Raw genomic sequence first — 25,259 nt, forward strand, 5'->3', positions numbered from 1 at the left:
CAGGACCGTGACGTCTTGGGGCCTGCCCCTCCTTTTGGCTTTTGGGGGGCCTTTCTTCCCCCACCCCAGGGCCGGCCGCTTCGGGCCGGTATCCTCCGCTTCGCTCCGGATGGGTTCGGGTTCCCCTGCGCTCCACCCGAACGGCCCGCTACGCGGGCCTGAGTGACCCTGTTTCACGGGGTCCGGGCCCTCCGGCCCGTCCTGTGTGGGTCCGCTCCGCTCCCCCACACAAGGCTTGCTTCGCAAGCATGGATGCTCCCGCACTGCGCGCGGGAGGTGACCCGGTTTCACGGGGCACGTACTTTCGGCCTGTTGAGGGGCACAGCAGACCGAGCACCCCGGCTTCCGAGTGATCTTTTGCTCGATCTACAGTGGGCTCATCGGGGGGAAGGAATCACCATGGGGATGCAAGAACTGCCACGCCAGTACCGAGTGAGCAGACGGAAAGCAGTCGGCCTGCTGGCCACCTTCGGTATCTCGATGGTCGGGTTTCTGGTCATCACCTGGACCGCAGAAGACCCCATCACCGACCAGGTGAAATTGCTGGTCAGCATAGTGACACTACTGTCCTTCGCAGTCGTGGCCGTCGCGCTCCCGCGCACCGGCACCACGGTGGACCGCAGCGGCATCGAGATCCGAGGGCCCCTCCGGAGTCGCCGGCTGGCCTGGGCAGAAATCCAGGACATCACGACCAGCCCCATAGCTGACAGCTCAAGCTCCATGCCGGACACGGTCACGTACGCCTACTTGTCCAACGGCCGGCGCAAACTGCTCATCCACCTCAACGACCTACACGTCACCGACTTCGAGCACGAGATCTCCATCCTGCGCGCAGCCTGTGCCGAGCTCCGCGGCACGGACCCGGCATCAGGCGCACCCACCGCATAACTACGACCGGACGACCGCCCATCAAGTCCGATCGACCTGCCGGCTCATGAGGGGCGCACCCTCCAAGGACCGCTGACGCAGGCAGGCGAAACCCAGCCCCGTTCCTGCAGGCGCTACGCGCCGTTCGACACAGCTCTGCTTCGAATGACCCCGTTTCACGGGGTTCGGGGCTTCGGCCCGTCAGGGGTGTTCGCGGCGCTCCCATCCGGTCCTTCCGGCTTCGCCTCCAGGGACCTTGGGCCCGCTGCGCGGGCCCGGCTGGCGGCAGTAGCGGGTGGCCTGGGGCTGCTGTCCCGGTCCGGGGCCGAACAGGTTGGAGTCTCCCCCTCAACCGCGGGCTACGGCTTGTACTCGTTCCCGTGCGTCAAAGAACCGTGCACGGCGTTCGAACTGTAGGAAACCCGGTCACTACTAGCCTGTTGCCTACGGGCCTGCTCGATCAGCAGACCCTCTGCAGTCTCCGTACGCCTCTTGCCCCGCCGCAACAAAGTCCACACCATCCACAACACCGCCAACCCCATCACACCGAAAAACACACCACGCTCAATCACGCCGCCCCACCCCCGATACAAGAAACCGGAACACGACCCTACCCAGACGATCACCACACAAGGAAGCCCCGGAAACTGCGCCCGGCTCATAGCGGTCGCTTGCCTCCCACGCGGGCCAGCCCAAGCCGCAAACCCTGCGGATCCGAAGAGATGCCCTGCACCCCAGGTCAAAACTACCTGGAGTGCTTCTTTTTTAGTCACGGATAGAGACTGGAACCAGGCGCCCCCACCGCCACGGAGGTAGCGGCAACTGTTGTCGCCGACTGGTGAAACCCGCGCAGCACCCAACCAACCTGCGCAGCCGCACCTCAGACCTACAACACCGCAGGCCAGACAGCTGGCGAGCACAGGCTCTGCGCAGAATCAGCGAACCAAACACAGCACCAATCCGCTCAGCCAACCTACACAACCCCAGGTCAGAAGCATGACGACTGCTCAGTTTCACCGACCGGGGGGCTGTCAATCGAACGGTGTATCGAGGGTGGTTGGGGTTACTGGCGGGCATCGGAGAGTCGGCCGTCGAAGGTGATGTCGAAGGCGTTCAGGGCGGTCTCCCAGCGCATGGTCCAGCGGGCCTGGCCCTTCCCGGTGGGGTCAAGCGACATGATCGCCATGTAGACGCACTTCAACGCTGCGGTCTCGTTCGGGAAGTGCCCGCGAGCCTTGACCGCCCGCCGGATCCTGGCGTTCACGGACTCGATCGCGTTGGTGGTGCAGACGATGCGGCGGATCTCGGTGTCGAACCGGAGGAACGGCGTGAACTCCTCCCAGGCGTTCTCCCACAGGCGCACGATCGCCGGATACTTCCGGCCCCAGGCGTCGGCGAACTCGGCGAACCGCTCCAGGGCCGCGTCCTCGGTCGCCGCCGTGTAGACGGGCTTGAGGAGCTTGGCGATCTTGTCCCAGTCCTGGCGGGCGGCATAGCGGAAGGAGTTCCGCAGCAGGTGGACCACGCAGGTCTGCACGGTGGCGCGGGGCCAGACGGTCTCGACGGCGTCAGGCAGGCCCTTCAGGCCGTCGCAGACGAGCATGAGGACGTCCGTCACGCCGCGGTTCTTGATCTCGGTGAGGATGTGCATCCAGTGCTTGGCACCCTCACCGCCGTCGCCTGCCCACAGCCCCAGGATGTCCCGCCGGCCCTCGACAGTGACTGCCGGGGCGACGTAGATCGGCCGGTTCGCGACGGCGCCATCGCGGATCTTCACGTGGATCGCGTCGATGAAGACCACCGGATAAACAGGGTCCAGGGGCCGGTTCTGCCACTCGGCCATGCCGTCCATGACCTTGTCGGTGATCGTGGAGATCGTCTGCCGGGAGACCTCGGCGCCATAGACCTCGGCCAAGTGGGCTTGGACCTCGCCGGTCGTCAAACCCTTCGCGGACAACGAGATGACCATCTCGTCCACGCCGGACAGGCGCTTCTGCCGCTTGCGGACGATCTTCGGCTCGAACGGGCCGTCCCGGTCCCGGGGCACGGATATCTCGACCGGGCCGACATCGGTCAGGACGGTCTTCGCACGGGTGTCGTTGCGGCTGTTGCCGCCGTCCTTCCCGGCCGGATCGTGCTTGTCATAGCCGAGGTGGTCGGTGATCTCGCCCTCCAGGGCGGACTCCAGCAGCCGCTTCGTCAGCTGCTGCAGCAGCCCGCCCTCACCGGTCAGCTGCAGGCCCTCGGCCTGAGCCCGGGAGACCAACTCGTCAATCAGCCGGTCGTCCACCGCCTTCGACGGCTTCGGCTCCGCCAGCTTGAAGGCCCCGGCCTCGGTCACGTTCTCACTGGTCATCGGTGCATCTTCCTTGATCGGGAGTTACACCGAACGATTTACAGTCCCGCCGGGGTGGGGCGTTCAGCTGGTCAAGCGTGGGATGTGGAGGGCGTCGTCGGCGGCGCAGTACCGAGGCGAAGCGGTGCGTTTAGGAAGATTCCATGGCCATTGCCCGCCAGTGGACAAGGTTGAGCTGGTACGTCCGCACGTTGGGGTGGTCGCTGCCCAGTACCCGCGCAGTGTGTTCCAGCAGGTCGGTGAAGGCTTCGACAGCTCCCGCAGCATCCCCCGCCTGGCCCCGGAAGGAGGCGAGGTTGCCCTGTGTGGTGAGGGTGTCAGGGTGGTCGGGGCCCAGCACGCGCCGCATGTCCTCAAGCAGCTCGGTGAAGCCCTCGACAGCACCCTCCACATCCCCCGCCTGGCCCCGGAAGGAGGCGAGGCTGTGCCGAGTGAGGAGTGTATGGAAGTAGTCGGGGCCCAGCACACGCCGCATGTCCTCAAGCAACTCGGTGAAGGCCTCCACCGCTCCCTCCACATCCCCCGCCTGACCTCGTAAGGAGGCGAGGTTGTAGCGGTTCAGGAGGACACGGGCGTCATCAGAGCCCAGTAGCCGGATCCGGTCCTCCACCAGTTTGGTGAAGGCTTCGAGAGCTCCCACCGCATCCCCCGCCTCGCCTCGCCAGGAAGCGAGGTTGCCTCGAACGGTGAGGGTGCCAATGTGGTCGGGGCCGAGTACCCGCTGCACGTCCTCCAGCAAGTCGGTGAAGGCCTCCACCGCTCCCGCCGCATCCCCAGACTGGCCTCGACAGAAAGCGAGGCTGCTGCGGGCGTTCAGCGTGTGAGGGTCGTCGGGGCCCAGTACCCGCCTCGTGTCTTCGAGCAGTTCGGTGAAGGCTTCGAGAGCTCCCACCACGTCTCCCGCCTCACCCCTCCAGACAGCGAGACTGTCTCGGACGACGAGGGCATGGATGTGGTCAGCGCCATGGTGACCGTGGATGGCTTCCAAGAGGTGTTGATAGTGGTCCCGGGCAGCAATGGCCTGGCCGCTTTGGGCCAAGCTGCTGCCGAATGTGTTCAGCACCACATGCGTGTCCGGCAGGTACAACGCGTCCCCGGCGTACGTGGTGAGGGCTGTGGTGTTCGCGCGCAGGGTCTGGGCTTGGCTGGTATCCCGTTCGATGACGGGCCACACATGGAGAAGGGCATCGGCTGCGGTGCGCGCCGTCCGATTGCGCTGGTCGCGTGTGAGGGTCTCGCGGGTGGCGCGTTGGATGAGTTGATGGACGCGGACGGTTTGGTACGGGGTCGCGGGGATGTGGTCGACAAGGCTCAGGCGGTGAAGAGCCCGCAAGGCGTATAGCGCCGCGCGCTCGGTGACCGGGGCCAGCTTCTCGCCTGGGCCGAAACCGGTGAGGGTGCGGTGGGCTGTGAGGTAGGCAAGGGCGGGTGGGCTGGTTAGAACGTCCTGGGGGATGCCGTTCGCATCGAGGAAGGAAACCAGTTGGAGCATGGGGCGAGCCAGGCCGGCGGGGCGGAGGGTGTCGGCGTGGTCGATGGACAGGGTCCAGGCAGCGGCCAGGGGCAGGGCCTGGTCGTCAGGCAGGGCGTCGGGGGCGGCGTCGAAGAGAGGGGTGGTGCGGTCGGCGAGTAGTCCCCGATAACCGTCAATGCTCTCGCCTGTGTCGATGATGTAAGCCATGGCTTGGGCAAGAGCCAGCGGCAGGTACCCGAGATCGTGCGCCAGAGCGCTGAGCTCGTCGGCCGAGATATCTCGCCCACAGCCAGCAAGGCCGGTGGTGAGGTAGGCAACGGCTTCGGCCTTGCTGAACACGCCGACTTCGACGGTGCGACGGCCGTCGGCGGTGAGCGCGGCGTCCCGGCGGCGGGTGGTGACAAGAGTCCGCCCGTGGGGACTGAGCGGCGGCCACAAACCCTTGAGGTCGTCGGGGTGACCAACGTCGTCCAGCACGATCAACCACCGACACGGCTTCGCTGCGGTCTTGGGGGTGAGCCAGGCGAGGAAGGAACGAGCGGCTTGCTCAGGGTCGCCGGGATCGGCACGGCACAGTTCGACGCCGGCTTGCGAGAAGCCGGCCACGATGGCGGAGCGGGTGTTGGCGGTGATCCACACCAGGACATCGAGGCGACCGGTGGTCCCGGCGTCGTTCCAAGCGGTGCGAGCGTAGTCGGCGACAATCTGAGTCTTTCCGACCCCACCCCCGCCGGTCAGCAGTGCGGTCTGGGTCAATACCGTCGTGCCGCCACCGGTGACGGTGAGGCGCAGTCGATCTGATTCGGCGCGGCGTTGGAACGAGCGTGCGGCGGGGGGAATCAGGCCGACCTGATGCGGCCAAGGTGCCGGTTCTCGACGGGGTAGCTGCTGGATCGTCAAGGAATGCACGTAGCCGGTGATGGCCGTCCCGCCGTCGGCGGCTGTCGCGTCCCCGGTCCCTGAAATACGGACTGGTCCAATCGGTGCGGTGTGGGTTCCCGGTTCCGGGCCGCGGTAGCCGGTCACGGCAGTCTCGTCGCTGGCTGCCTGGGCGTTGCCGGTGTTGGCCACCATTACAGACGGGTCGGGGTCTTCGTCCCCGCCTAGTGCTCTCTTCGCCATAGGCAATCCTTAGTCCGTGTATTCGATTCCGGAGACGGAGCCTTCGCCGCTGGCCCTTCCCGTCCGTTCGGCGGTAGCCTCACCGCGGCCTCGGCCGCCAGACCGCTTGATACCGGTGATGCCCCCATCGACGGCATCACCGGTGCGGCTGGCCCTGTCCGTCGAACCGGCCGGAACCGTATGCTGGATCAGTGCCCAGACCAGAGCCGCGATGCCGACGGCGGCCTGAATGGACGCCCCTGTCATCTCTCCCGCATCAGGACTGTTCAGCAGCCATATCAGCGGCGTGGAAACGATCCCCCCCGCTGCCAGCACAATGACCGTGATCTTCCGGCCAGGCGTCATGCCAACCTCCCGTGCTGTCTCCGGCCCGAGCTGACAGAGCAGGCCCCCCTGCCACCCATAGCTCCATCGTCGCGTCCTCGCCTCAAAGAACGGCCCCAACTCAGTCATGGTTCCCACCACTTCGTTTCGGAACACGCCAATCCGACATCAGGGCGCCCATCATGGAACCGCCGAACCAGGCGGCCAACCCCATATCGTGGAGGATGCGCAGGACGGTGTTGCCTTCCGACCGTGACTCTTCGCGCGCAGGAGTGCCGACGAGGCCGCCGGCGCTTCTGCCTCGGTCGCCCGGCGAACCTCCGTGTGTCAGGCTGGTCCGAACGACCCGCCCCGTGCACGTGCCGAAAGACCTCCGGCGCCTCCCTCGGCACGACCCCGCCGCCATCTGCGTCTGGTCCGCCAGACGCTTCCCATGGCAGCCAGCTGGTCAGGCCGTGACAGCGGCCGACCAGTAAACAAGCCCTTGCCTGCCGCCAAACCGCCCGCGGGCAGGCACCGCCCTGCGGGTCTCCATCGTGGCCCGGCTTCTGCCGGGGACGGACGAGGCGCGCTCTCGCCGCGCTCGGCTGTCCGGGCACGCCGCTGTGAGAGGCCGGTCGCCACACGCGCGCATCCCGGCAGCGCGTCGGACAGCCAGGACGGCCTCCTCGACCAGAGCAGCCACCCCGCCATGCCCGCCCCCACGGTGCACAGGAGGGCACCGCCAAGGTTGACGTGGTGTCCGCGTGCAGTCTGAACTTCTTCGCCGGAGGGCGGCGAAGGCTCGGGCTGCACGCGGCGTACCTCTCAGCGCTGGGGCGGGACGGGTGGTCTGCGGCCGGTGAGAACTTCAGCTCGGCTCATGAGGGCATCGGCGATGTCGGTGTATTCGCCGCGGGCGACGGACTGGAGCAGTTCGCAGAGCGCGGCGAGTTCCCCGATCCGTCCGGCCGGAGTGTTGAGGACGTCGGCGAACTCGTCCCGTACGCGAGCTGCGACAGCGGGGACGCGTGTCGCCGCTTCGTGAAAACTGACCCCCAGGCGCTCCTTGGGTTCTAACGCTTGTCGCAACACTCTTTGATCATGATGGGTGTGTCGATGGCGAGGCGTGGCAAGAAGCGCAGACTGGATCTCGAGGCCGAGTACTGGCGTCTGCTGGCGTCGGGTATGGGCACGGTCGAGGCGTGCAGGCAGCTCGGGATCGGGAGGAAGACCGGCTACCGGTGGAGGGAGGAGAGCGGCGGTGTTCCGCCGGCTCATCTTCCGGAGGCATCCCGCTCGGACCGCTATCTCTCGCTGCTGGAACGCAAGCGGATTGCCACCCTGCGCGAACGCGGCCTGGGAGTCCGTGAGATAGCCGAGCGGATCGGACGGGCTCCGTCGACGGTCAGCCGCGAGTTGCGCCGCAACAGCCGCCGTCATGACAACGGCGTCTACGACGCCGACCTGGCCCACCAGCGGTCCCGGGAGCGGTTCCGTCGGCCGCGGCGAGTGAAGCTGGCGGCCGATCCGGAGCTGAAGGCCGAGGTCCAAGACAAGCTCAACCTCGAGTGGAGCCCCGAACAGATCGCCGCACACCTTCGTATCCTCTGGCCCGAACAGGCCGAGCGACACCTGTGCCACGAGACCATCTACCGCTCCCTCTACCAGGGCATCAGAGGCGGCCTGAGCAGGACTTTGACCAAGCGACTCCGCACCAGCCGGCCCCTGCGCAAACGGCGCAGACGCTCGGATCAGCGGGCCGCCCGCTTCATCGCCCCGCCCGTCCTGATCGACCACCGGCCACCGGCCGTTGAACTGCGGACACGCCTGGGCGACTGGGAAGGCGACCTCATCGTCGGACCCCGCAGCCAGTCCGCGGTGGCCACCCTCGTCGACCGCCGCACCCGCTACCTCCGCCTGATCGCCCTGCCCCACGGGCGTTCGGCCGGCCAGCTCCGCGACGCACTCATCACGGCCTTCATCAACGCACTGCCCGAACACGCCCGCCAGACGCTCACCTGGGACCAGGGCTCAGAGATGGCCCGCCATCACGAACTCGCCCAGTACTTCACCGACGGCGTCTTCTTCGCTCACCCCGGCAGCCCCTGGCAGCGTGGCACGAATGAGAACACGAACGGGCTCATCCGCCGGTACCTGCCCAAGCGCACGAACCTCTCCCTGCACACTCCCGAGGACCTCCGGTTGATCGAAGACAGGCTCAATAACCGACCCCGCAAAACCCTCGGCTGGCAGACCCCGGCACAGGCATTCACCGCCGCCCTGACACCATGAACCCTGCAACGTTGCGACGATCACGCGAATCCGCCTTAGAACCCAAGGAGCGCCTGGGGGTCAGTTTTCACGAAGCGGCGACAACAGTGACCCCACACCCAAAAACACTCCCCCACCAGCATCAACACACCACAGACTCACTGTCTCTCACACCACTGTCCCCAAACCGAGAGATCGCACGCCGCGACCTTCGTCTACGCCGGCATCGACGTCACCACCACGCCCCTGTTCACCGGAACCCGCGGCGCGCAGCTCGCCGGACGGGCCACCCTCATCGACTGCGACACCATCCCCGCCCGCCGCGGGACCAGCCAGCCCTTCCGCGACCTCGTCGCCGCCCTCGAGACCTGCCTCGACCTCGACCGACACCGGCCCGGCACCCTGCCCCGCTCGCCCACTACCTCCATGGCCGGACTGGCGGACGCATCGGAAGCCTTACCCGTCTGCTGCGCCAGGCCGCCATCACCGCGATCCTCGACAGCAGCGAACGCATCACCAAATCCGGCCTGGAAGCCATCACCCTCGACCACCCCGCCGAAGCAACCACCGCCCCCGACACCAGGCCAGCCCCACCAGCCGGCGGCGCCGAAGCGGACACGGTGACGGCCCACCGGCCAGAGCAGAGCTGCCGTGAGCACTCCGGCAGCGCCCTCCACCGACATGCCGCAGCCCACGGCGCCCGGAGCGCTACGCGTCAGGCCCATGGCACACGAGTCGACCGCCTCCTACCTCCACCGCCTCGCCAGCATGTACCGCCTGGAGACACGCCAACTCCTCGAAGGCCTCGACATCACCGTCCATGGCCGCCCCGGCAGCACGCAGGGAGGAAGCGAGATCAGCCTCGCCCCCACAGCACTGCATCACCTCACGGTGTTCGCCCGCGTCCCCGAGCTGCAGCTCGCCCTGGGCAAGGGCCTCCATGGGCCAGGAGGTCCGGATACCGGCCATCCCACCGCTCACTGGCAGCCTCTTGAACCCGCCCGTCAGCCCACCCGCACCTGCCCCTGGTGCACGCTCCACCACACCCACGGAACCACCAGCCAAGCCTGGGCCTACCAGGCCGAACACCGGCGGCTGTGCCCACGCCACCATCGATGGGCCACCCCGCCCGGTGACCAGACATCCCTGGACACCCGTGCACTACCGGAGCTCGCCCAAGCCCACCGCGCCCACCGGCGTCTCGTACGCCGGCCTGACGCCACCACCGCCTACCAGTGGGCGGGCATGATCACCACCCGCTGGTACGACCACCAACACCACCTCACCCGACGCTGGCACAACCGGCTCACTCGCCTCGCCCGTACGAACCCGCCACCTGCAGGCGGCACATCCTGGGCCCTCACCGGCCGCTACCCCGTCACCTACCCCGAGACCGTCACCCTCGCCCGACACCTCACACGCACACCCCGAAGCCAGACCAGGCTCGGCTTCCTCGACCAGACCGCCCACGCCCTCGGCCTGGACCGCCTCGTACTCCCACCCGACGACCTGCTCCGGACCTGGACCCACACCAAGCAGCAACACCCCCGACAGCCGGAGGAACACCGACCACACCCACATACCAGCCAACCAACCTGCACACACCCAGGTCAGAAGGCCCGCACAGGCACTGCATCAATGGCCCGTCATAATGGGGGTGCTGGGCGAGAGTGCCCCTGTGGGTGATCCGGGCCCAGGTGCCGCAGGCGCAGTCGTAACTGCTCGTCAGCCCTCCGCCGATTACGTGCAGTCGGTCGACGGTGATGCCGCCGCAGGCGTGTCGGGATCACCGGCATCTTCCCCGAAACGGGCCAGGTCCGCCCCAAAAGGGCGTATTGGCCTTGGCTGTCGCCGATCTGTTGCATGCGGCAGGCCCATAGCTGTTCAACCGATACTCGCCTGCGCTTATGATCGTATCGGTTTCAGCCAGGGGGCGTGCGACAAGTGGCAGATGGTGCGGCGCGGGAAGGGGACTGCCTGACCCACTCGGTGTGCGCTGCTAATGCGTATCGGCCTCAAGGGCACCTACGTCGCAGTGGACATGAACGTATCTACAGGTTGACTGGGCCACTTGCGGCTTCCGTTGGTGAAATCAAGGTCGTTTCTCTTCTTATTTTACGAAAGGGGATGGGTGTGAAACTCTCTCGGGTAGTTGGAATTGTGGTGGCTACTGCCGCGGCTATAGCTCTTAATACGGGTACCGCCAACGCAGTAGACGGATGGGTCACCATCAAGAATAACTGGAACGGGCTTTGCGCGGGCATGGGCAGCGCTACTGGAAATGGCGCCCATGTAATCCAATGGGAATGCAACGGGGCTTCGGACACGGTCTGGGATTTTGTCCCCACCCGCGACAACAACGGGAACGAAGCGTATTTCATCAAGAATTACTACACCGGAAAGTGCATGGGGGTCGGATCGAGCACCCAGAATGGACCTGCCCTCATTCAGTACACCTGTAACGGTGCCGTGGATGAGAAGTTCTGGGTCGAGCCTGGAAACGGTGTCATGACTCTGCAGATCCGCAATGTGTACTCGGGTAAATGTATAGGCACCGGCAGCAGCGGCCAGTGGGGGCAGCAGCTGATCCAGTTCTCTTGCGGTCACGATGACCAGAACTGGTATTTCCCCGGCCCGTTCTAGTGACCTGAGTCAGAGATTCGGTGGCAGTAGGCGGCGACTTTGTCGAGGATCTCGTCGGCTGTCTTCGTCCAGACGAAGGGCCTGGGCTGGTCGTTGCAGTCGGCGAGCCAGGCCCGGATGTCGCGCTCAAGAGCCTCGACTGTCCTTTGACAGCGAAGTTAGTCGGGCCGAAGTCGCTGACCTGCGCGGACTAACTTCGCTGTCAACGCAGCCGCGTGACGCTTCTTTCGGCCCGGACCCCCTGGCCCGCCTGCTCCGACTGGGTTGGATGGCAAGGAGCGTCATATGGGAGGCCAACCTCTTGCAGTGAACCTGCGTCGGCCGCCCGCGGGCCTGGTGTGGGCCTTCCCCTTTTGCCGGGGCGACGTACCTCCCGGCGGCGGTAGTTCCGCGCGATAGCGGGCTCACGCGGCGCTACGAGGTTCACGGCGCTGGTACGGCACCGATCTGCTGCACCCCGAGAAGGTCGGGCTGGCCCCGTTCGCCGACGATCCGGCCGTCGGCGAGATAGTAGAAGTTCATGGCCTGCACCGAGATCTTGTTGCCGCTCGCCGGGATCCCGAAGAATTCACCGTCGTGGGTTCCCCGCATGGTGAACCGCGCCGCCACCGTGTCGCCTTCGGTGACCGTCTCCTCCAGCGTCCACTGGACGTCCGGGAAGGCGCTGCGCATCATCCCGAGGACGTCCACGTACCCATCAGGCCCCCGCAGCGGTTCCGGGTGACTCGGCGCGTGGAACACCGCGTCCGGAGAAATGACCTCGCAAGCGAGACCCTCGTCGCCCGTGTTGATGAACTCGACGAAGCGGTTCATCACTGATTCCTAATGCGGTCTGTCAAGCCGCGAGCGGGGTGGGCGGGACAGGTTGGTAGATGCGTCCGTCGCGAAGGAGGGCCCAGAGGACGTTGACGCGGCGGCGGGCCAGTGCGAGTACTGCTTGGATGCGGCGTCTACCTTCGGCGCGCTTGCGTTCGTAAAATCGGCGGGAGTCCTCGCTGTGCCGGATGCTGAACAACGCGGATATGTAGAAGACGCGCTGGAGGCTGCGGTTGTAGCGGCGTGGTCGGCGAAGGTTGCCGCTCATCTTGCCGGAGCCGCGGGGGACGGGGGCGACACCGCCGAAGCCCGCGAGTCGGTCTGGGCCGCCGAAGGCGGTCATGTCTCCGCCGGTGGCAGCCAGGAACTCGGCGCCCAGGATGATGCCCAGGCCTGGCATGCTGGTGATCACCCCGAAGTCCCCGTGGTCGCGAAACCGGGCCTCGATCGCCTTGTCGGCCTCGGCGACCTGCTGGTTGAGCGCCATCACCTCCGCTGCCAGGGTGTGCACCATCTGCGCGGTGAGTTTCTCCCCGGGCAGGCTGGTGTGCTGGCGTGCGGCGGCGTCCAGAGCTGTCTCGGCGAGCCGGTCGGCCCTCAGGACCTTGCGGTTGCGCAGCCAGGTCTCGAGCCGTTTCTTACCCGCCCGGCGCAGGGCGGCCGGGGTCTGGTAGCCGGTCAGCAGCACGAGCGGACCCGTGTTGCTGAGGTCCAGGGCCCGCTCCAGACCGGGGAAGATGCTGGTGAGCTGGGCGTGGAGACGGTTGACAGTGCGGGTGATGTCGGCGACCAGGTCCGCGCGACGCCCTGTGAGGATCTTGAGGTCCGTGACGGTTTCGTCGCCGGTGCGTAAGGGGTTCAGGTCCCGTCGGATGCGGACCTGGTCGGCGATGACCGCGGCGTCCTTGGCGTCTGTCGGCGTACAAGAGAACGCGGTCGGGTGGCCCCGGGCATCGCAGCCCCGGGGCTCCCACAGATCCGTACGTGACGGTCTCCCGTCATACGGCTCTTGTCGCTCTGGTCACTTGACGGCCGGTTTCACCCAGATCCAGTGTGCGAAGTACCGGGGGCTCCGGGCGGCGGCCAGCGCCATCGCCTGGCGGGCCTTTCGCAAGGTCCCCGATCTCTTGTACTTCTTCATGATCCACCGCAACAGATAGGTGTTGATGCGGTCGAGTACGGGCGTCAGCTCGGTATGGAAGAAGGCCCCGTAGTAGGCCATCCATCCCCGCACGATCGGATTGACCATCCGTGCGAGGTCCGCTTCCGTGCTGTTGACGCGGCGGTGCAGTCGCCAGGACCGCACTACCGCGCTCATCTTCTTCAGGGCGTCCCTGCTGACCGCGGGGAGGAACGCCGTGAACACCACGCCGTCCTTCCGCTGGGCCGACCTCGGCCGGAAGGTGTACCCCAGGAACGTGAACGACACCTGCTCGAACGAGCCACGCCGGTTACTGTCCTTGCAGTACACAATCTTCGTCTTGTCCGGGTGCAGCTCCAGCCCGACCTCGGCCATCCGTCCGTGCAATGCGGCCAGGACCCTGCGGGCCTGGGACTCGGAGGTGCAGTGAGCTCCCGCCAACTTTAAGTCGCAGGTCAAAGGGCTAGTGTGATCGGCTCTCGTGGTGCTCGTGCTGGTCGCGGGCGGAAGTCTGCGGACAAGATCGTCCGTCAGCGGTCGACTTCGAGGTTCGTCAGGACGAGCAGAGCACGCAGGAGTTGGGTGGCGTGGGCGGGATCGGTACGGAGTTTGGTGAGGATCCGCCAGTTCTTGAGGTGGGCGAAGCCGTGCTCGACCGGTGCGCGTCCGACGGCGAGGACGCGGTTGGCTTCCTTCTGACCGGCGGTGAGTTTGTGGGTGCGGCTGGCGGTGTAGCCGGTGACGATCACGGGGTCGCGGATGTCGTTGTCCAGGCCGCGGAAGCCGAGGTCGGCCAGAGCGCCGAGGCCGGCGGCACGTAGGTGGGCCAGGATGTGGTCGTGGCGGGCGGCGGTGTTGTCGTGGGTGCGGCCGGGCCGGGCGGCGGAGATCCAGATCAGGCGGCCGTTCTCGTCGGTCAGGGCGAGGAAGTGCAGGCCGTGGCTGCGGTGCTTGCCAGAGTAGTTGCGCCGGTCGGCCGGTCCGGTGCGGCGCTGGGTGCGGATGAGGGTGCCGTCGATCAGAACCACCTCCCCGCCCTGATTGACGACCTTCTTCAGGGCGCGGTCCAAGCGCGGCGCCTGGGCGGCGAGCAGGGCGATCAGCTCGTCCCGCCAGCGTCGGACAGTGGACTCGGACACGTCGTTGCCGCCGGCCATGTCGGCCAGACGTTCGTCGTGGCGAAGTACGGCCAGGACGATCACCGCGATCTTCCCCGGTGGCAGGATCCGCCACCGGGACCTGATCGCCTTCAGATGGCGCCTGAGCAGATCGGCGAGGTGGTTGACGGTGCGCGTGGACAGCGACAGACGGCACTGGTAGACAATCGGGCAGGTGTCCTCGGCGTGCTTCTTGGTATTCGTCACACAATTCCAACGGCCGCCGGGGGCACCCTGGTTACGCCCGTGCCGCACCGCTCCGGGCGGCGGTGCCCCTAGTCACAGGCGCGAGGTGAACCGGCCGTCGGGGAGTTTCCGCAGCCAGCCGCGATCGACGAGTCTGACCAGCTTGCCGCGTAGCGGTTCCAGCTTGGCCCGCACACTGATGTCGACGCCCACCGCCTCGCCGACCTCGCGGGCCATGACCGGTCCCGCGGCCTGCCGCACAACGATGAGAATGCGCTGATAGTCCGGCGGCAGCGTGCTCTCCTCCACGCCCGGTTCGCGGTGCGGGATCAGCATCACCGCTCGTCCGGCCACCTGCCCGGGCGCCGGCAGGTCCGAGGCGCGTTCCTCGGCGAGCTGCCCGGACACCAGCTCAAGGACCCGTTCGGCGACAGCGAGCTCATCCCGCTCAGCCCGCACCTCCGCCAGCTCCTTGGCCAGCCGTTCTTCGAGTCCGTCCAGTTCCGCGCGCCGCGCGGTGATCCGTTCCAGCAGCTCGGGATCCAGCATGCATAGATCGTAGAAGCCCATTGATGGGGTTTTCCGGAAAGGGGTGCGATCGAGTGGCTTTGTTCACGAGCCGACAGCACCTGTACACGGGTTTGGGCAGCACTCGAACCTCTGCAGACGTCGAGCAATTCATGGCTTCGGGCAGCACGGGTCCCTGCCATGGCTCTATAGACGACAAGTGACTCCAGTCGGAAGGTGACTTCTGACTCCACTTGGGCTGGGTGGAGTTCGTGTTGATGGGTTTTTGGCTCCAGTGGAGGGCTGGTGGTGGGAGGATCGGGGTGCTAGCGAGCGTGAGGGGACTTCAGTGCCCGGCTCCAAGGTCGAGTTGTATGCCGCGATCCGTCGTGATGCGCGGGAGGCAGGTCTGTCCACTCGCGCGCTGGCGTTGAAGTACTCGGTGGGCCGGCGCACGGTGGCTCTCGCACTGGAGTCGGCGTGGCCGACTGCCCGGAAGCGGATGCCGCCGCGCGGGTCACGTCTTGATCCGTACAAGCTGGCCATCGACGGGATGCTGCGGGCGGACCTGGACGCTCCGCGCAAGCAGCGGCACACGCTCACGCGGATCTTCCACCGGCTGCTCGACGAGTACGGCGCCGAGGAAGTGTCCTACGCAATGGTCCGCGACTACGTCTTCGACCGCCGCCGCGAGATCCGGGTCGAGGAGGGCCGCGGGCCCCCGGCCTCGTTCATCCCGCAGACCCACCGCCCGGGCGATGAGGCGGAGGTCGATTTCGGGGACGTGTGGATCAACCTCGGCGGCACCCTGACGAAGTGCTTCTTGTTCTCGCTGCGGCTTTCGTATTCGGGCCGCTCAGTCCACAAGATTTTTCTCCGCACTACTGATGTGGGGCCGATGGAGACGCCAAGCGAACATGCTGCAAGATGTCTGGGATGACTCTTCACGACAATGCCTGGGACGAACTGCGCGGACAGCTTCGGCTTGGGCAGCGGCTGGCCGGAACAGTGGACTGGGTTCTCCGTCCTGGCGTCACCGGGATCGGTGTCGACCTGGGGCTTGCCGTCAGCGGCTTCGTCGACGTGCTCATGCTGCCTCGGGACGCGACGCGCTGGCCCGCCGTCGGCACGACGGCGGACTTCGAGATCTGGTGGATGGATGACCGTCCGCAGATTCGACTCATGCCCGTCGACCGCGGGCTCGTGCGCGAAGACTTCGACAGCTGGGTCCTCGTGGAGGATTCCCTGGCGGCATCGCTATGGCGTGAGCGCCAACGAGTCAGCTGAGTACGTTGTCTCCCGATTCGCCCTGGTCTGGTTGTTGTCGACGCAGGCGTTCGGCCTGGCGCTTCTTGGCCGCGATGTGCCGCAGGCCTTCTTGAAGGTTGGTGACCTCGCCGAGCCATCGCAGCCGTCGGGCTTCGTCCAGTCGTTCGTGGGTGTTGCGTTCGATCTCCAACAGTCGGGGGACCTGGTTCAACGACATGTGAAGCATCGGGCAGCGCACGCACGCTGATTCATGTTGGCAGGGTGTCCCATACGGACGGTCGCATCGGCCGAGCGCGACCTTCCGCAGGCTGAAGTGGTCTCGGAACTCCTCCCATTCGCTGTCGGTCGGCTCGCGGTATTCCTCGCTCGGCCGATGGGTCCGGCGCTGGTCGACGAACTGGCGGTAGTGGCGGATCACCTCTTCCGGATAGACCGCGACATACCCCTGGGTGGTATTCAAATCCAGGTGTCCCAGTAGCTTCGCCGCGATGTGGATGGGCAGTCCTCCGTTGACGGTCTCCGTGGAGAAGATTCTTCGGAAATCGTGTGGGGTGAACTTCAGCGGGGTGCCGTCGACGTCGGTGATGCCTGCCCGCCGGGCCAGTCCGTCGAGGAGTTCCCGGATGCGGTCCGGCGGGATGACCTGTAGCTGGTGGTGGGTGACCCGCTGGAACAGATGCGGCAGCAGCGGGCCGAAGGTGCGTTCGTAGCCGTCGTAGCGGCTGAGGAGCGGCACTGTGCCGTCGCGCTTGATCCGGCGAATGATGCGGGCCAGCACCGCGACCAGGTCCGGGGCGGCCGGGATGACCCGTTCGGCGTCCGTCTTGGACGGGCTGACCTGCAGCAGCGGCACCATCTCCCCGGTCGGGGCCTGATACTGGCGCAGGCTCACATGGGTCAGTTCGAGGAGCTCCTCGATGCGCGTTCCCGTCCTGCGCAGAACCTCGATGGCCGCGAAGGTCCAGAAGGCGTTGTCCTCCAGGCGTTCCGCGTCGAAGCGGGGGCCGGACTGGTCGGCAGGAGTGACGAACAGCGCGCTCGGACGCCACGTGCTGGAGCCCCGACCGGTGCGTCGATAGCGCTGGCCGTCGATGGTGAACTCTTCGCCGGCTGCGGCGTCCCGGGCAGCGGACAGCATCCGGCCGGCCGCGTCGAGTTCGTCCTCCGCGGCGGTGATGAGTCGCGGCAGCACGGGAATGAGGGTGCGGGTCCGTTGTTGCATGAGGGCCTGGCGGCGCCGGGGCTCCTTGATGTAGCCGCGGATGTCGGCCTCGCCGACGGGGGACGGTGCGGCCCACCGGGCCCAACGGGCGGGGTCCTCCAGCGACCACTGCAGCAGGTCGAGGTAGAACGCGCGGACCGCCAGTAACACCGAGTGAAAGGTGCGCCGGGGCTGGCCGTTCGGCAGCGTACGGATCCGCTGTTTCCATGCCTGGGCCACCGGTTCGGGCAGATGGAGCGAGCAGATGCCTGGATGGTGGCGCTCCAGGTCGCGCCAGAACAGGTCCACCAGGACCTGGACCAGGTTGACCAATGATCCGTAGTCGAGCGCGGCGGAACGCTCGACCAGGTAGTGCACCAGGACGTCGCGGATCTCCTTGTTCGCGACCGGGTAGCGGTCCACGAGTTCGGCCACCGACATCTACCCGCGGGCCTGGGCCTCCCGCAGGGTCGGCGGCAAGTCCTCCAGTCCGCCGGCCGCGCGCAACAACTCGTAGGCCATCGGCAGTGCGGCGACCTTGCTGCCGCACGCTTGGCGGGCCGTCGTGTACTCACCGAAGTCGGCGAGGTCGAGTTCGCGCAGCGGCTTGCCGGTCACGATCACCATGCGGGTCAGCACGTTCACCGCCTCGGCCGCGTACTCGTGCCCCTGGTGGCGGGCGGCGTACCGCTCGACGTCAGCGAAGGTGTCGGCCTGGTTGTGGCGGCGGAACGACGCGTAGACGCCCAGCAGCCTGCTGCTCGACAGCCAGGCGTAGGACGGGCGGACGGCCCGCAGCGCGATCATGATCCCGAGCCCGGCCGTCAGCCGGTTCCGCAGCGCGGGGGTGAGATCCTGTGGGCCCCATCGTCGGCCCTGGTCTTCGGCCCCGCTCAGCAACCAGCGGTCCTGCCAGTCCTCGCCCGGGAAGGTCTCCAGCCGGTCCAGGACGCGCGTCAACGCCAGAGTCTGCCTCCACCGCTGCTGGTAGGTCGGCTGGTCGAGGAGTGCGTCCGCCAGCGAGCTCAACTGCGCACGCGTCGCGGCGGCCTGCCCGCGCGAAGCGGCCGGCCCCGCCGATCGTGCCGGCGGCAGGCCCGCCAGCATGCGTGGATCACGCGGGCTGACCGGCGTGCGGGCCACCTTGCCATGTCGGCCGCCCATCAGCCGTTGCTGCCGAACACGTCGGCCAGGTCCTGCGGGTCGTAGGACCAGCCGTGCAGCGGCTGCGGTGTCGGTTTCGGGCGCGCGTAGTGCTCGTGGATCTTCGCGATCACCTCGTCGGTTCGCGGACGCAGGTAGCCGCAGGTGGTGGTGATCTGCCGGTGCCGCATCACCTGCTGGACGTCGACGAGGGTGACATTGGGGTCGGAAATCAGCCGCAACCCCAGCGTGTGCCGCAGATCGTGAAGGCTGACGTTGGCCCCGATCCGGTCGTTGATCCGCGTCAGGACGGCCCGCAGGGCGGTGTAGGTCAAGGGCCGCAGCGGATGACGACGCGTCCACCACAACGGCTCGTCCGGCTCGGGCCGGTGCCCCGCGTCCAGGAGTTCGCCGAGGCAGACAGCCATCCACGCGAACGCCTCCGGCGCCGCCGGACACGCCTGCTTGATCCCGCCAAGACCCTTGGTCCGCACGTAGATGCGGCCGTCGCCGGGGTGAGCGTCGCCCACCGCCATGCCCAGCAGCTCGGACGCCCGCGCGCCGCTGGACAAGAACATGCTGAACAGCGCCCGGTCTCGGTTGCACCCCAGTCGGGCGAACACCTCGTCCAACACGTCGTCGGGCACTGCCCGGGGCGGCCGATCAGTCTGCTTCTGCCGGTAGGCGCCCCGCCGCAGCGGATGGAACGGCTCCAGCGGGTTGTGGTGGGCGTTCGGGCGGCGGCCGGACCGTGACTGAGGTGGCACCGGCGACACCACTGGCCCCTCCCCGGTCTGCAGATGGAAGTCGTAGAACGCCGAGATCACCGACAGAGCGTGGTTGACGGTGGCCGGGGCATAGCCCCCGGACAAGTACGGCTTGCCCGTACGCGGATTCACCGAGCCCGGGAGCGGGGCACCAGGGCGTCGCCGATCCCGTGCCGGATTGTGCGCGGTCCGCAGCCACAGCACGAAGTCCCGCACATCCACCCGTTGCGCACGACTCCACACGACGCCGACCGCCGCGAGGAACCGAAACCACCGCAACAAGTCGTATCCGTACGAACGACACGACGCCGGGCTGTTCCCGCACGCCAACAGCTCCCGCAGGAACGCGCTGACCGGCTCGACCGGCACCCCAGCACCGTCGCGTACCACCCACGGCAGCGTCGGATCGGTCGTCGCCGTCACGCGCCCGGCCCTAGCGACTACGATCCCCGACACATCCCGCCGCGCCACCTCTTGTTGTTGTTCCACCAGTACTCCGTCCGTGAGATCACATCTCGGACGGAGCGTCCTGGACTACCTGGCCAACCTCATACAGGACACGCCGTTAGTGCGGTCAATAGGTCTCGCGTCCTGCGGGCAGGAGGCCTTCCTCGAAGGCCACGTCCACGCGCTGAACACGCTCGGCGGCGTCCCTTACGGCAAGATCCGCTACGACAACTTGCGGGCGGCGGTCGCCCAAGTGCTGGGCCTGACCCGGCGCCGAGTGGAATCCGAGCGGTGGACCGCGTTCCGCTCGCACTATTCGATCACCAGTTTCTACTGCCACCCAGGCATCGAGGGCGCCCACGAGAAGGGCGGGGTCGAAGGCCAGATCGGCTGGTTCCGCAGGAACCACCTGGTCCCCGTCCCGCAGGTGAACACCCTCGCGGAACTGAATCTGCTGGTCGAGCAGTGGGATCGCCAGGACAACGACCGCCGGATCCGGCTCCGCCCGAAAACCATCGGCGAATACTTCCAGGCCGAGCACCCGCTGCTGGTTCCGCTGCCTGACGAGGTTTTCGAGACGGGGTTCGTCTCCTCGGTGCGGGTGGACCGTTACGGGCAGGTCTCGGCCCGCACCAATCACTACTCGGTGCCGGTGCGGCTGATCGGCCAGATGGTACGGATCGTCCTGCACGCCTCCGAGCTCGTCGTCTACGACGGGCCCAAGGAAGTGGCCCGGCACGAGCGGCTGATCGCCAAGGGCGGATCCCGCCTGGACCTGGACCACTACCTCGAGGCCCTGGTCCGCAAGCCCGGCGCCCTTCCCGGCGCCACCGCGCTCGAGCAGGCCCGTTCAGCCGGTAAGTTCACCCCGGTCCACGACGCCTGGTGGCAGGCCGCTTGTAAAGCCCACGGCGACCCCGAGGGCACCCGGGCCCTGATCTCGGTCCTGCTCCTGCACCGGCACATGGCCCACGAGGACGTGGTCGCCGGGATCGCAGCCGCGCTGAAGGCTGGCGCGCTGACCGCGGACGCCGTCGCACTGGAGGCCCGCAAAGCCGCCGACACCGATGCCAGCGTGCCCGCGCCGCACCAGGAACGGATCACACGCCCGGCGGAGGGCGGGGCGACGGTGACCTCGCTGACCGCGCGCCGGCTGGCCGCGCTGCCACCAGACCCCAGGCCACTGCCATCGGTAGCCGCCTACGACGAACTGCTACGGCTACGCCGTCGGCACGCCGGACCATCCACCCAACAGGGGGAATCATGAGCGCAAAGCGCAACCGGGGACTGACCGAGGAAGCCGCGGACGCGGCCGTGGACCAGGCATGCCGGATGCTGCGGCTGCCGACGATCCGAGCCCAGTACCCGGAACTGGCAGCGGCCGCCGCACAGGACCAAATGACCTACCGCGGTTTCCTGGCCGAGCTGCTGATGTCGGAGTGCGACGACCGGGCCCGGCGCCGCTCCGAGCGGCGCATCAAGGCCGCCGGCTTCCCGCGTGACAAGTCGCTCCGGGCCTTTGACTTCGACGCGAACCCGGCCATCGACCCTGCCGCGATCCATACACTGGCCTCCTGCGACTGGGTCAAGAAGAGCATGCCGCTCTGCCTGATCGGCGACTCCGGGACCGGGAAATCACATCTGCTGATCGCGCTCGGCACTGAGGCCGCGATGCACGGCTACCGGGTCAAGTACGTCCTCGCGACCAAACTCGTCAACGAACTCGTTGAAGCCGCTGATGAGAAACTCCTCGCCAAGACGATCGCCCGCTACGGCCGCGTCGACCTTCTCTGTATTGACGAGCTGGGATACATGGAACTGGACCGGCGCGGTGCCGAACTCCTCTTCCAGGTTTTGACCGAGCGCGAGGAGAAGAGCTCTGTGGCGATAGCCTCCAACGAATCGTTTGGAGGCTGGACGAAAACCTTCACCGACCCCAGGCTCTGCGCCGCCATCGTCGACCGCCTCACCTTCGGCGGCAACATCATCGAAACCGGAACCGACTCCTACCGCCTGGCCGTCACACGGGCCCGCGCCGAAGCGGCCGCGGCGGTCACGAGCTGACGTCTGTCCCGGTCACAGGGCTAGGGCCTGGTGTGGAAGTGGTGGTCGCTTCGTAGCGGACGGCAATTGGTGAAACCGCGTGCCGCCGAAACGCGGATGCTGGCCGGCGTCAGCGTGTGGCAGAGTGCCCGCATGTCCAACGGCGTCTCCTATCCCGTCTTCCGCACGTCCGATCCGGCAGCGGCCCTCGCTATGGCGCGTCGGCTCCTCACACTGGGCGAGCGAGAATACGCCCAGGTGTCGGTGGACGTGGAGCTCGGTACGGTCGCGGAGGTGCTGCGGCTGCGTCGGGCGCTGCCAGACGCCTGGTTTCGCACTGAGAACGACGACTTCTGGTCGAGGGATCCTGACGAGCGGGCGGAACTGCGGTTTGAATTCCACGCGCCGGAACTCTCAGAGGACACGGATGACCTCCTCCCCCTGCTCCCGCTCTGGGCGTCGATGCTGGACCGGCCCGTCGGCAGCATCGAGGACGGGTTCACCGCCTTGGTGGGCGCGAACTACGGCTTGATCCGCTGGGACCAAGTGATCTGGCCGGAGGTACCGAAGTTCGGGTACGGCGGCAGGGTCGAGCACGATGGGGTCACCCTGGTGTTCAACTGCGACGCTGCCGGAGCCGACTGGCAGGTCGGCACCCACACTGTGTGCGTCGACGTCCACCGGACCCGCGATGCGCAGCGGTACGCCGCCTGGCTGGCCGAGCAGGTCGGCAGCCGGGTCCAGAACAGCTGAAATGTCGGTCTCTCACGCGCCCAAGGTGGAGTCACTTCTCACATTCAGATCTTGGCCCTGAGACCCCTGCGTGGAGCCGGAACAGGCCTACTGATGGACCCAGTTGCCACTGACGCAGCCACTGCCAAGGGTCTGGCAGGGGCCCGTGGTGTAGGGAGCCGAGGGGGGCTGGGACCCGTCCCTAGATGAGCAGCATCCTGGCCAACACGGCTACCGTCTGCTGGTGGCCTGACGGCCCGGCGTCACTTCAGGTGTCGGGTGAAGAACTGGGCCGCGGCGTCCCCCGCGAACTGCGGGACGCCGGTGTGCCCGCCCATATTGGCGTGCAGCGTCTTCTCCTTGGAGCCGAAGGCGTCGAACAGGTCCAGGGCCGCCTGCCGGTCGTTCCCTTCGTCGTCCCACTGCAGCAGGACGTGCAGGGGGATGGTTACCTGGCGGGCCTCCTCGAACATGGCGCGAGGGACGAAACTCCCGGCGAACAGAACAGCGGCCGAGATACGCGGCTCGACCACCGCCAGCCGGGTCCCGATGGAGATCACTCCCCCCGAGTACCCGACCGGGCCGCCGATCTCGGGCAGCGACAGGAGGGCGTCCAGGGCGGCCTGCCATTCCGGGACCGCCTTGTCGACCAGGGGGAGGATAAGGGCGTCGATGATCTCGTCGCTGACCGGCTCGCCGGCCTCCATAGCCCGGCGCAGGTCGGCGACGGCCTGCTCGGCTGCGGGCAAACGGGGCCGGTCGCCGCTTCCGGGGAGCTCGATGGTGGCCGTGGCGAAGCCGCCCGCCGCGGAGTGCCGGGCCCGGGCCAGCAGCCGGGGGTACATCTTGCGCAGCCCGAGAGGAGGGGGGCTGAGCAGGATCAGCGGCGCCGGTGCGGATGTGGATGCAGATCCGGGCGTCCACAGGATGCCGGGGATCTCGCCGAGGGTGAATTCGCGCTCAAGGACAGCGTCGTCGAGACGCTGTTCAGAAGTGAATTGCATGGTCATGCCTTTCGGGAATGCCATGGAACGGCGCTCCCGGACGACCTACCGCCCGACCGTGACCCCGGAGGGGAGCACCCATGTCGATACGTTCACGGGTACCACCTCCTCGCTCTCTTGCACGGCCTCCGGAAACGTAGCAGTGGCTGCCGTGGTTCCGCCAACGGGTTTTTGAGGAGGCTCTGCGGCCGAACACCACGGCGTCGGAGTCACGCCTGTCACTGGTCGGAAAGCGCACGTCCGCCACCGATTTCGAGCACCGAAAGACCGGCAACCAACCGCTGACGGACGATCTACTGCGCAGACAGCCGCCCATGACCAGCGTGAGCACCCTGAGCGCCGATCACACCAGCCCTTTGACCTGCTACTTCAAGTTGGCGGGGGCTCACTGAGTGGAGTCCACTCGATGGGCTCTACTCAGTGTCGGCATCGGGCGGTCCACTCGGTGGACGATGCCCGGCGTCGTCACCACAGCCAGGTGTTCGAGTGCCGCATCCAGGGCAGGGCGGAGGCATCGCGGCGGGCGGCGGCGCTGCCGATGCGGTGCTGCCGGGGCGGGGGCCGAGGCGACTCAGAAGAAGGTGGTCAGCTCGACGCGCTTGTCCTCGGGGTTGAATTTCAGGCCGACGGTGAAGGTCTTGTACTCGCCGCCTCCCGTGTCGACCTCGACCATGGAGGTGTACAGGAGCGCGCCGTACTCGTTGAGGCGCAGATTATAGATGTGGCCCTGCGCAACCAGCTTGCTGACGACGGCCTCCAGCCCGGGGTGATCGAGGTGATCCAGGCCGGCCTGTTGGAGGGAGACGAGGTGCTTGCCGGCATCGTGAAGGTATTCGTACCGGTTGGGGGTCATCCAGATCGCCGGGCTTTCCACCAGATACGCATCGGGTGAGAGTGTCGTGAGCGCGGCATACGCGTCTTCCGCGTTCCTGCCGGTGAGGTGGCTGTTGATGCGGTAGCTGAGGAACGGCAGGAACAGATACTCGCGGATCGCGGTCGGTGTGAAGCCGTTCTCCTTGTAGGGCAGGCCGGCCGCGTTGGGCGTGCCATCGAAGCTCCGGCCGTCGTGGAGGACTCCGTCGAGGATCTGGTCGCCCACACGTAGGCCCGAGTTCATCAGCGACATGCCCAGGTACTGCTTCAGCGTGTTACGGCCGGAGCAATCCGCGTAGCCGATGTAGGCGGGGTGCTCCTCGACTGCCTGCCTCAGCTCACGGTCCTGCGTCGGGGATAGGTTGTTGATGTAGACGCAGTACATCAACTGCGGGTGGACGTACCTGTGGGGCCGGTGGTGGATGACGCTCTTCTGGAGCGCGAGGGCTATCTGGTCGAGGGGGCCTTCGAGGATGTCGCCGCGCAGGATCGAGTTCACCGGAACGCCGCTCTTCACCTTCGGCAGCGCCGGTATCCATGCTTCGGCTACGTCGTGTCCGTAGAAGCCTCTGGACCGGGCGGAGGCCACCTCGGAGTCGAAGAGGAGCGCTGTCTCCTTGCGGCCGTGCTGGGGCAGCAGGGCCTTGGCCAGGCTGTCGTACGAGATCCCGTGGCCTTCGAGGTCGTCGGTGAGCTGGCGGTGAGCGACCCGCATCATCTTTTGGAAGGCCTCGTCGCTCATGTTGAACATGCGCCGGGTCTCGGTCAGGTAGCTGCTGTTGTGCGTGGTGACCGTGGATATCTTGAACGGGCTGGCCAGCAGCTCTTCCCAGGTCATCGGGGATTCATCGGTCATCGGCAACTCCTAGCACGGGGCGGCCGGGTGATGGCCGGTCAGGCGCCAATGATCTGCCTCGGCTCAGGCTCAGCGCAC

At 67.0% G+C, this 25,259-nt stretch carries 23 protein-coding genes and 2 pseudogenes; 9 read left to right on the forward strand and 16 right to left on the reverse strand.

Annotated elements, in window-relative coordinates:
• The first annotated feature begins 399 nt into the window (after window positions 1–399).
• Window positions 400–888, forward strand: coding sequence for a PH domain-containing protein (locus ACZ7GJ_RS26420; RefSeq protein ID WP_470755324.1), 489 nt, complete (start codon window positions 400–402; stop codon window positions 886–888).
• A gap of 1,042 nt (window positions 889–1,930) precedes the next feature.
• Here ACZ7GJ_RS26420 and ACZ7GJ_RS26425 read toward each other — a convergent pair.
• The 4 genes from ACZ7GJ_RS26425 to ACZ7GJ_RS26440 form a co-directional block, all read right to left on the reverse strand.
• Complete coding sequence (locus tag ACZ7GJ_RS26425; protein ID WP_470755486.1) at window positions 1,931–3,184, reverse strand: IS256 family transposase; 1,254 nt, start codon at window positions 3,182–3,184, stop codon at window positions 1,931–1,933.
• A gap of 169 nt (window positions 3,185–3,353) precedes the next feature.
• Window positions 3,354–5,771: an FxSxx-COOH system tetratricopeptide repeat protein gene (fxsT, locus tag ACZ7GJ_RS26430; RefSeq protein WP_470755327.1), complete on the reverse strand. Its 2,418-nt coding sequence runs from the start codon at window positions 5,769–5,771 to the stop codon at window positions 3,354–3,356.
• Between the two features lie 57 nt (window positions 5,772–5,828).
• Complete coding sequence (locus ACZ7GJ_RS26435) at window positions 5,829–6,164, reverse strand: hypothetical protein (protein ID WP_470755328.1); 336 nt, start codon at window positions 6,162–6,164, stop codon at window positions 5,829–5,831.
• Between the two features lie 786 nt (window positions 6,165–6,950).
• Complete coding sequence (locus ACZ7GJ_RS26440; RefSeq protein ID WP_470755329.1) at window positions 6,951–7,217, reverse strand: hypothetical protein; 267 nt, start codon at window positions 7,215–7,217, stop codon at window positions 6,951–6,953.
• Between the two features lie 24 nt (window positions 7,218–7,241).
• On the opposite strand from ACZ7GJ_RS26440, the gene ACZ7GJ_RS26445 reads away from it, so the two are divergent.
• Window positions 7,242–8,417, forward strand: a complete 1,176-nt coding sequence (locus ACZ7GJ_RS26445) for an IS30 family transposase (RefSeq protein WP_470755487.1) — start codon at window positions 7,242–7,244, stop codon at window positions 8,415–8,417.
• A gap of 147 nt (window positions 8,418–8,564) precedes the next feature.
• Here the strand turns inward: ACZ7GJ_RS26445 and ACZ7GJ_RS26450 are convergent, their stop codons facing one another.
• On the reverse strand, window positions 8,565–8,786 hold the full coding sequence (locus ACZ7GJ_RS26450; protein WP_470755330.1) for a hypothetical protein: 222 nt from the start codon (window positions 8,784–8,786) through the stop codon (window positions 8,565–8,567).
• 291 nt (window positions 8,787–9,077) lie between these two features.
• On the opposite strand from ACZ7GJ_RS26450, the gene ACZ7GJ_RS26455 reads away from it, so the two are divergent.
• Together ACZ7GJ_RS26455 and ACZ7GJ_RS26460 are read left to right on the forward strand one after the other, a co-directional pair.
• A complete protein-coding gene (locus ACZ7GJ_RS26455; RefSeq protein WP_470755489.1) occupies window positions 9,078–10,082 on the forward strand; it encodes a TniQ family protein in 1,005 nt (334 codons plus the stop codon).
• Between the two features lie 477 nt (window positions 10,083–10,559).
• Complete coding sequence (locus ACZ7GJ_RS26460) at window positions 10,560–11,039, forward strand: RICIN domain-containing protein (RefSeq protein WP_470755332.1); 480 nt, start codon at window positions 10,560–10,562, stop codon at window positions 11,037–11,039.
• Here the strand turns inward: ACZ7GJ_RS26460 and ACZ7GJ_RS26465 are convergent.
• The 6 genes and pseudogenes from ACZ7GJ_RS26465 to ACZ7GJ_RS26490 form a co-directional block, all read right to left on the reverse strand.
• Window positions 11,036–11,170, reverse strand: a pseudogene (locus ACZ7GJ_RS26465) (IS630 family transposase); the annotation flags it as partial. The gene ACZ7GJ_RS26460 and the pseudogene ACZ7GJ_RS26465 sit on opposite strands and share 4 nt — an antisense overlap.
• 292 nt (window positions 11,171–11,462) lie before the next feature.
• The gene (locus ACZ7GJ_RS26470; RefSeq protein WP_470755333.1) at window positions 11,463–11,852 is read right to left on the reverse strand and encodes an ester cyclase; all 390 of its coding nucleotides are present in this window, start codon (window positions 11,850–11,852) and stop codon (window positions 11,463–11,465) included.
• A 22-nt stretch (window positions 11,853–11,874) separates the two neighbouring features.
• Window positions 11,875–12,771: pseudogene (locus tag ACZ7GJ_RS26475) on the reverse strand (IS110 family RNA-guided transposase); the annotation flags it as partial.
• A gap of 105 nt (window positions 12,772–12,876) precedes the next feature.
• On the reverse strand, window positions 12,877–13,455 hold the full coding sequence (locus ACZ7GJ_RS26480; RefSeq protein ID WP_470755335.1) for a group II intron maturase-specific domain-containing protein: 579 nt from the start codon (window positions 13,453–13,455) through the stop codon (window positions 12,877–12,879).
• 71 nt (window positions 13,456–13,526) lie between these two features.
• On the reverse strand, window positions 13,527–14,360 hold the full coding sequence (locus ACZ7GJ_RS26485; RefSeq protein ID WP_470755336.1) for a transposase family protein: 834 nt from the start codon (window positions 14,358–14,360) through the stop codon (window positions 13,527–13,529).
• Window positions 14,361–14,432: 72 nt separating this feature from the next.
• The gene (locus tag ACZ7GJ_RS26490; protein ID WP_470755338.1) at window positions 14,433–14,888 is read right to left on the reverse strand and encodes a hypothetical protein; all 456 of its coding nucleotides are present in this window, start codon (window positions 14,886–14,888) and stop codon (window positions 14,433–14,435) included.
• Between the two features lie 307 nt (window positions 14,889–15,195).
• Between ACZ7GJ_RS26490 and ACZ7GJ_RS26495 the strand changes: the two genes are divergently transcribed.
• The gene (locus ACZ7GJ_RS26495) at window positions 15,196–15,786 is read left to right on the forward strand and encodes a hypothetical protein (protein ID WP_470755340.1); all 591 of its coding nucleotides are present in this window, start codon (window positions 15,196–15,198) and stop codon (window positions 15,784–15,786) included.
• Complete coding sequence (locus tag ACZ7GJ_RS26500; RefSeq protein ID WP_470755341.1) at window positions 15,783–16,133, forward strand: hypothetical protein; 351 nt, start codon at window positions 15,783–15,785, stop codon at window positions 16,131–16,133. Before ACZ7GJ_RS26495 ends, ACZ7GJ_RS26500 begins: the two co-directional genes overlap by 4 nt.
• Here the strand turns inward: ACZ7GJ_RS26500 and ACZ7GJ_RS26505 are convergent.
• The 3 genes from ACZ7GJ_RS26505 to ACZ7GJ_RS26515 are packed head-to-tail and all read right to left on the reverse strand — an operon-like array spanning window position 16,126 to window position 19,649.
• The gene (locus tag ACZ7GJ_RS26505; RefSeq protein ID WP_470755343.1) at window positions 16,126–17,751 is read right to left on the reverse strand and encodes a tyrosine-type recombinase/integrase; all 1,626 of its coding nucleotides are present in this window, start codon (window positions 17,749–17,751) and stop codon (window positions 16,126–16,128) included. The genes ACZ7GJ_RS26500 and ACZ7GJ_RS26505 overlap by 8 nt on opposite strands.
• Window positions 17,752–17,757: 6 nt before the next feature.
• Window positions 17,758–18,480 carry a hypothetical protein gene (locus tag ACZ7GJ_RS26510; protein WP_470755344.1) on the reverse strand — a complete coding sequence of 241 codons (723 nt, stop codon included), beginning with the start codon at window positions 18,478–18,480 and terminating at the stop codon, window positions 17,758–17,760.
• On the reverse strand, window positions 18,480–19,649 hold the full coding sequence (locus ACZ7GJ_RS26515; protein ID WP_470755345.1) for a tyrosine-type recombinase/integrase: 1,170 nt from the start codon (window positions 19,647–19,649) through the stop codon (window positions 18,480–18,482). The genes ACZ7GJ_RS26510 and ACZ7GJ_RS26515 overlap by 1 nt, the downstream gene beginning before the upstream one ends.
• A 145-nt stretch (window positions 19,650–19,794) precedes the next feature.
• Between ACZ7GJ_RS26515 and ACZ7GJ_RS26520 the strand changes: the two genes are divergently transcribed.
• The 3 genes from ACZ7GJ_RS26520 (at window position 19,795) to ACZ7GJ_RS26530 (ending at window position 22,469) form a co-directional block, all read left to right on the forward strand.
• Window positions 19,795–20,940 carry a Mu transposase domain-containing protein gene (locus tag ACZ7GJ_RS26520; protein WP_470755347.1) on the forward strand — a complete coding sequence of 382 codons (1,146 nt, stop codon included), beginning with the start codon at window positions 19,795–19,797 and terminating at the stop codon, window positions 20,938–20,940.
• A complete protein-coding gene (gene istB / locus ACZ7GJ_RS26525) occupies window positions 20,937–21,737 on the forward strand; it encodes an IS21-like element helper ATPase IstB (protein ID WP_470755348.1) in 801 nt (266 codons plus the stop codon). The genes ACZ7GJ_RS26520 and istB overlap by 4 nt, the downstream gene beginning before the upstream one ends.
• 132 nt (window positions 21,738–21,869) lie before the next feature.
• A complete protein-coding gene (locus tag ACZ7GJ_RS26530) occupies window positions 21,870–22,469 on the forward strand; it encodes a hypothetical protein (RefSeq protein ID WP_470755350.1) in 600 nt (199 codons plus the stop codon).
• Window positions 22,470–22,711: 242 nt separating this feature from the next.
• Here ACZ7GJ_RS26530 and ACZ7GJ_RS26535 read toward each other — a convergent pair whose 3' ends face one another.
• Window positions 22,712–23,452, reverse strand: coding sequence for a dienelactone hydrolase family protein (locus ACZ7GJ_RS26535; protein WP_470755351.1), 741 nt, complete (start codon window positions 23,450–23,452; stop codon window positions 22,712–22,714).
• A gap of 571 nt (window positions 23,453–24,023) precedes the next feature.
• On the reverse strand, window positions 24,024–25,181 hold the full coding sequence (locus ACZ7GJ_RS26540; protein WP_470755353.1) for a hypothetical protein: 1,158 nt from the start codon (window positions 25,179–25,181) through the stop codon (window positions 24,024–24,026).
• Between the last annotated feature and the right edge of the window lie 78 nt (window positions 25,182–25,259).

The organism is Streptomyces sp. NPDC037242, assembly GCF_055604165.1.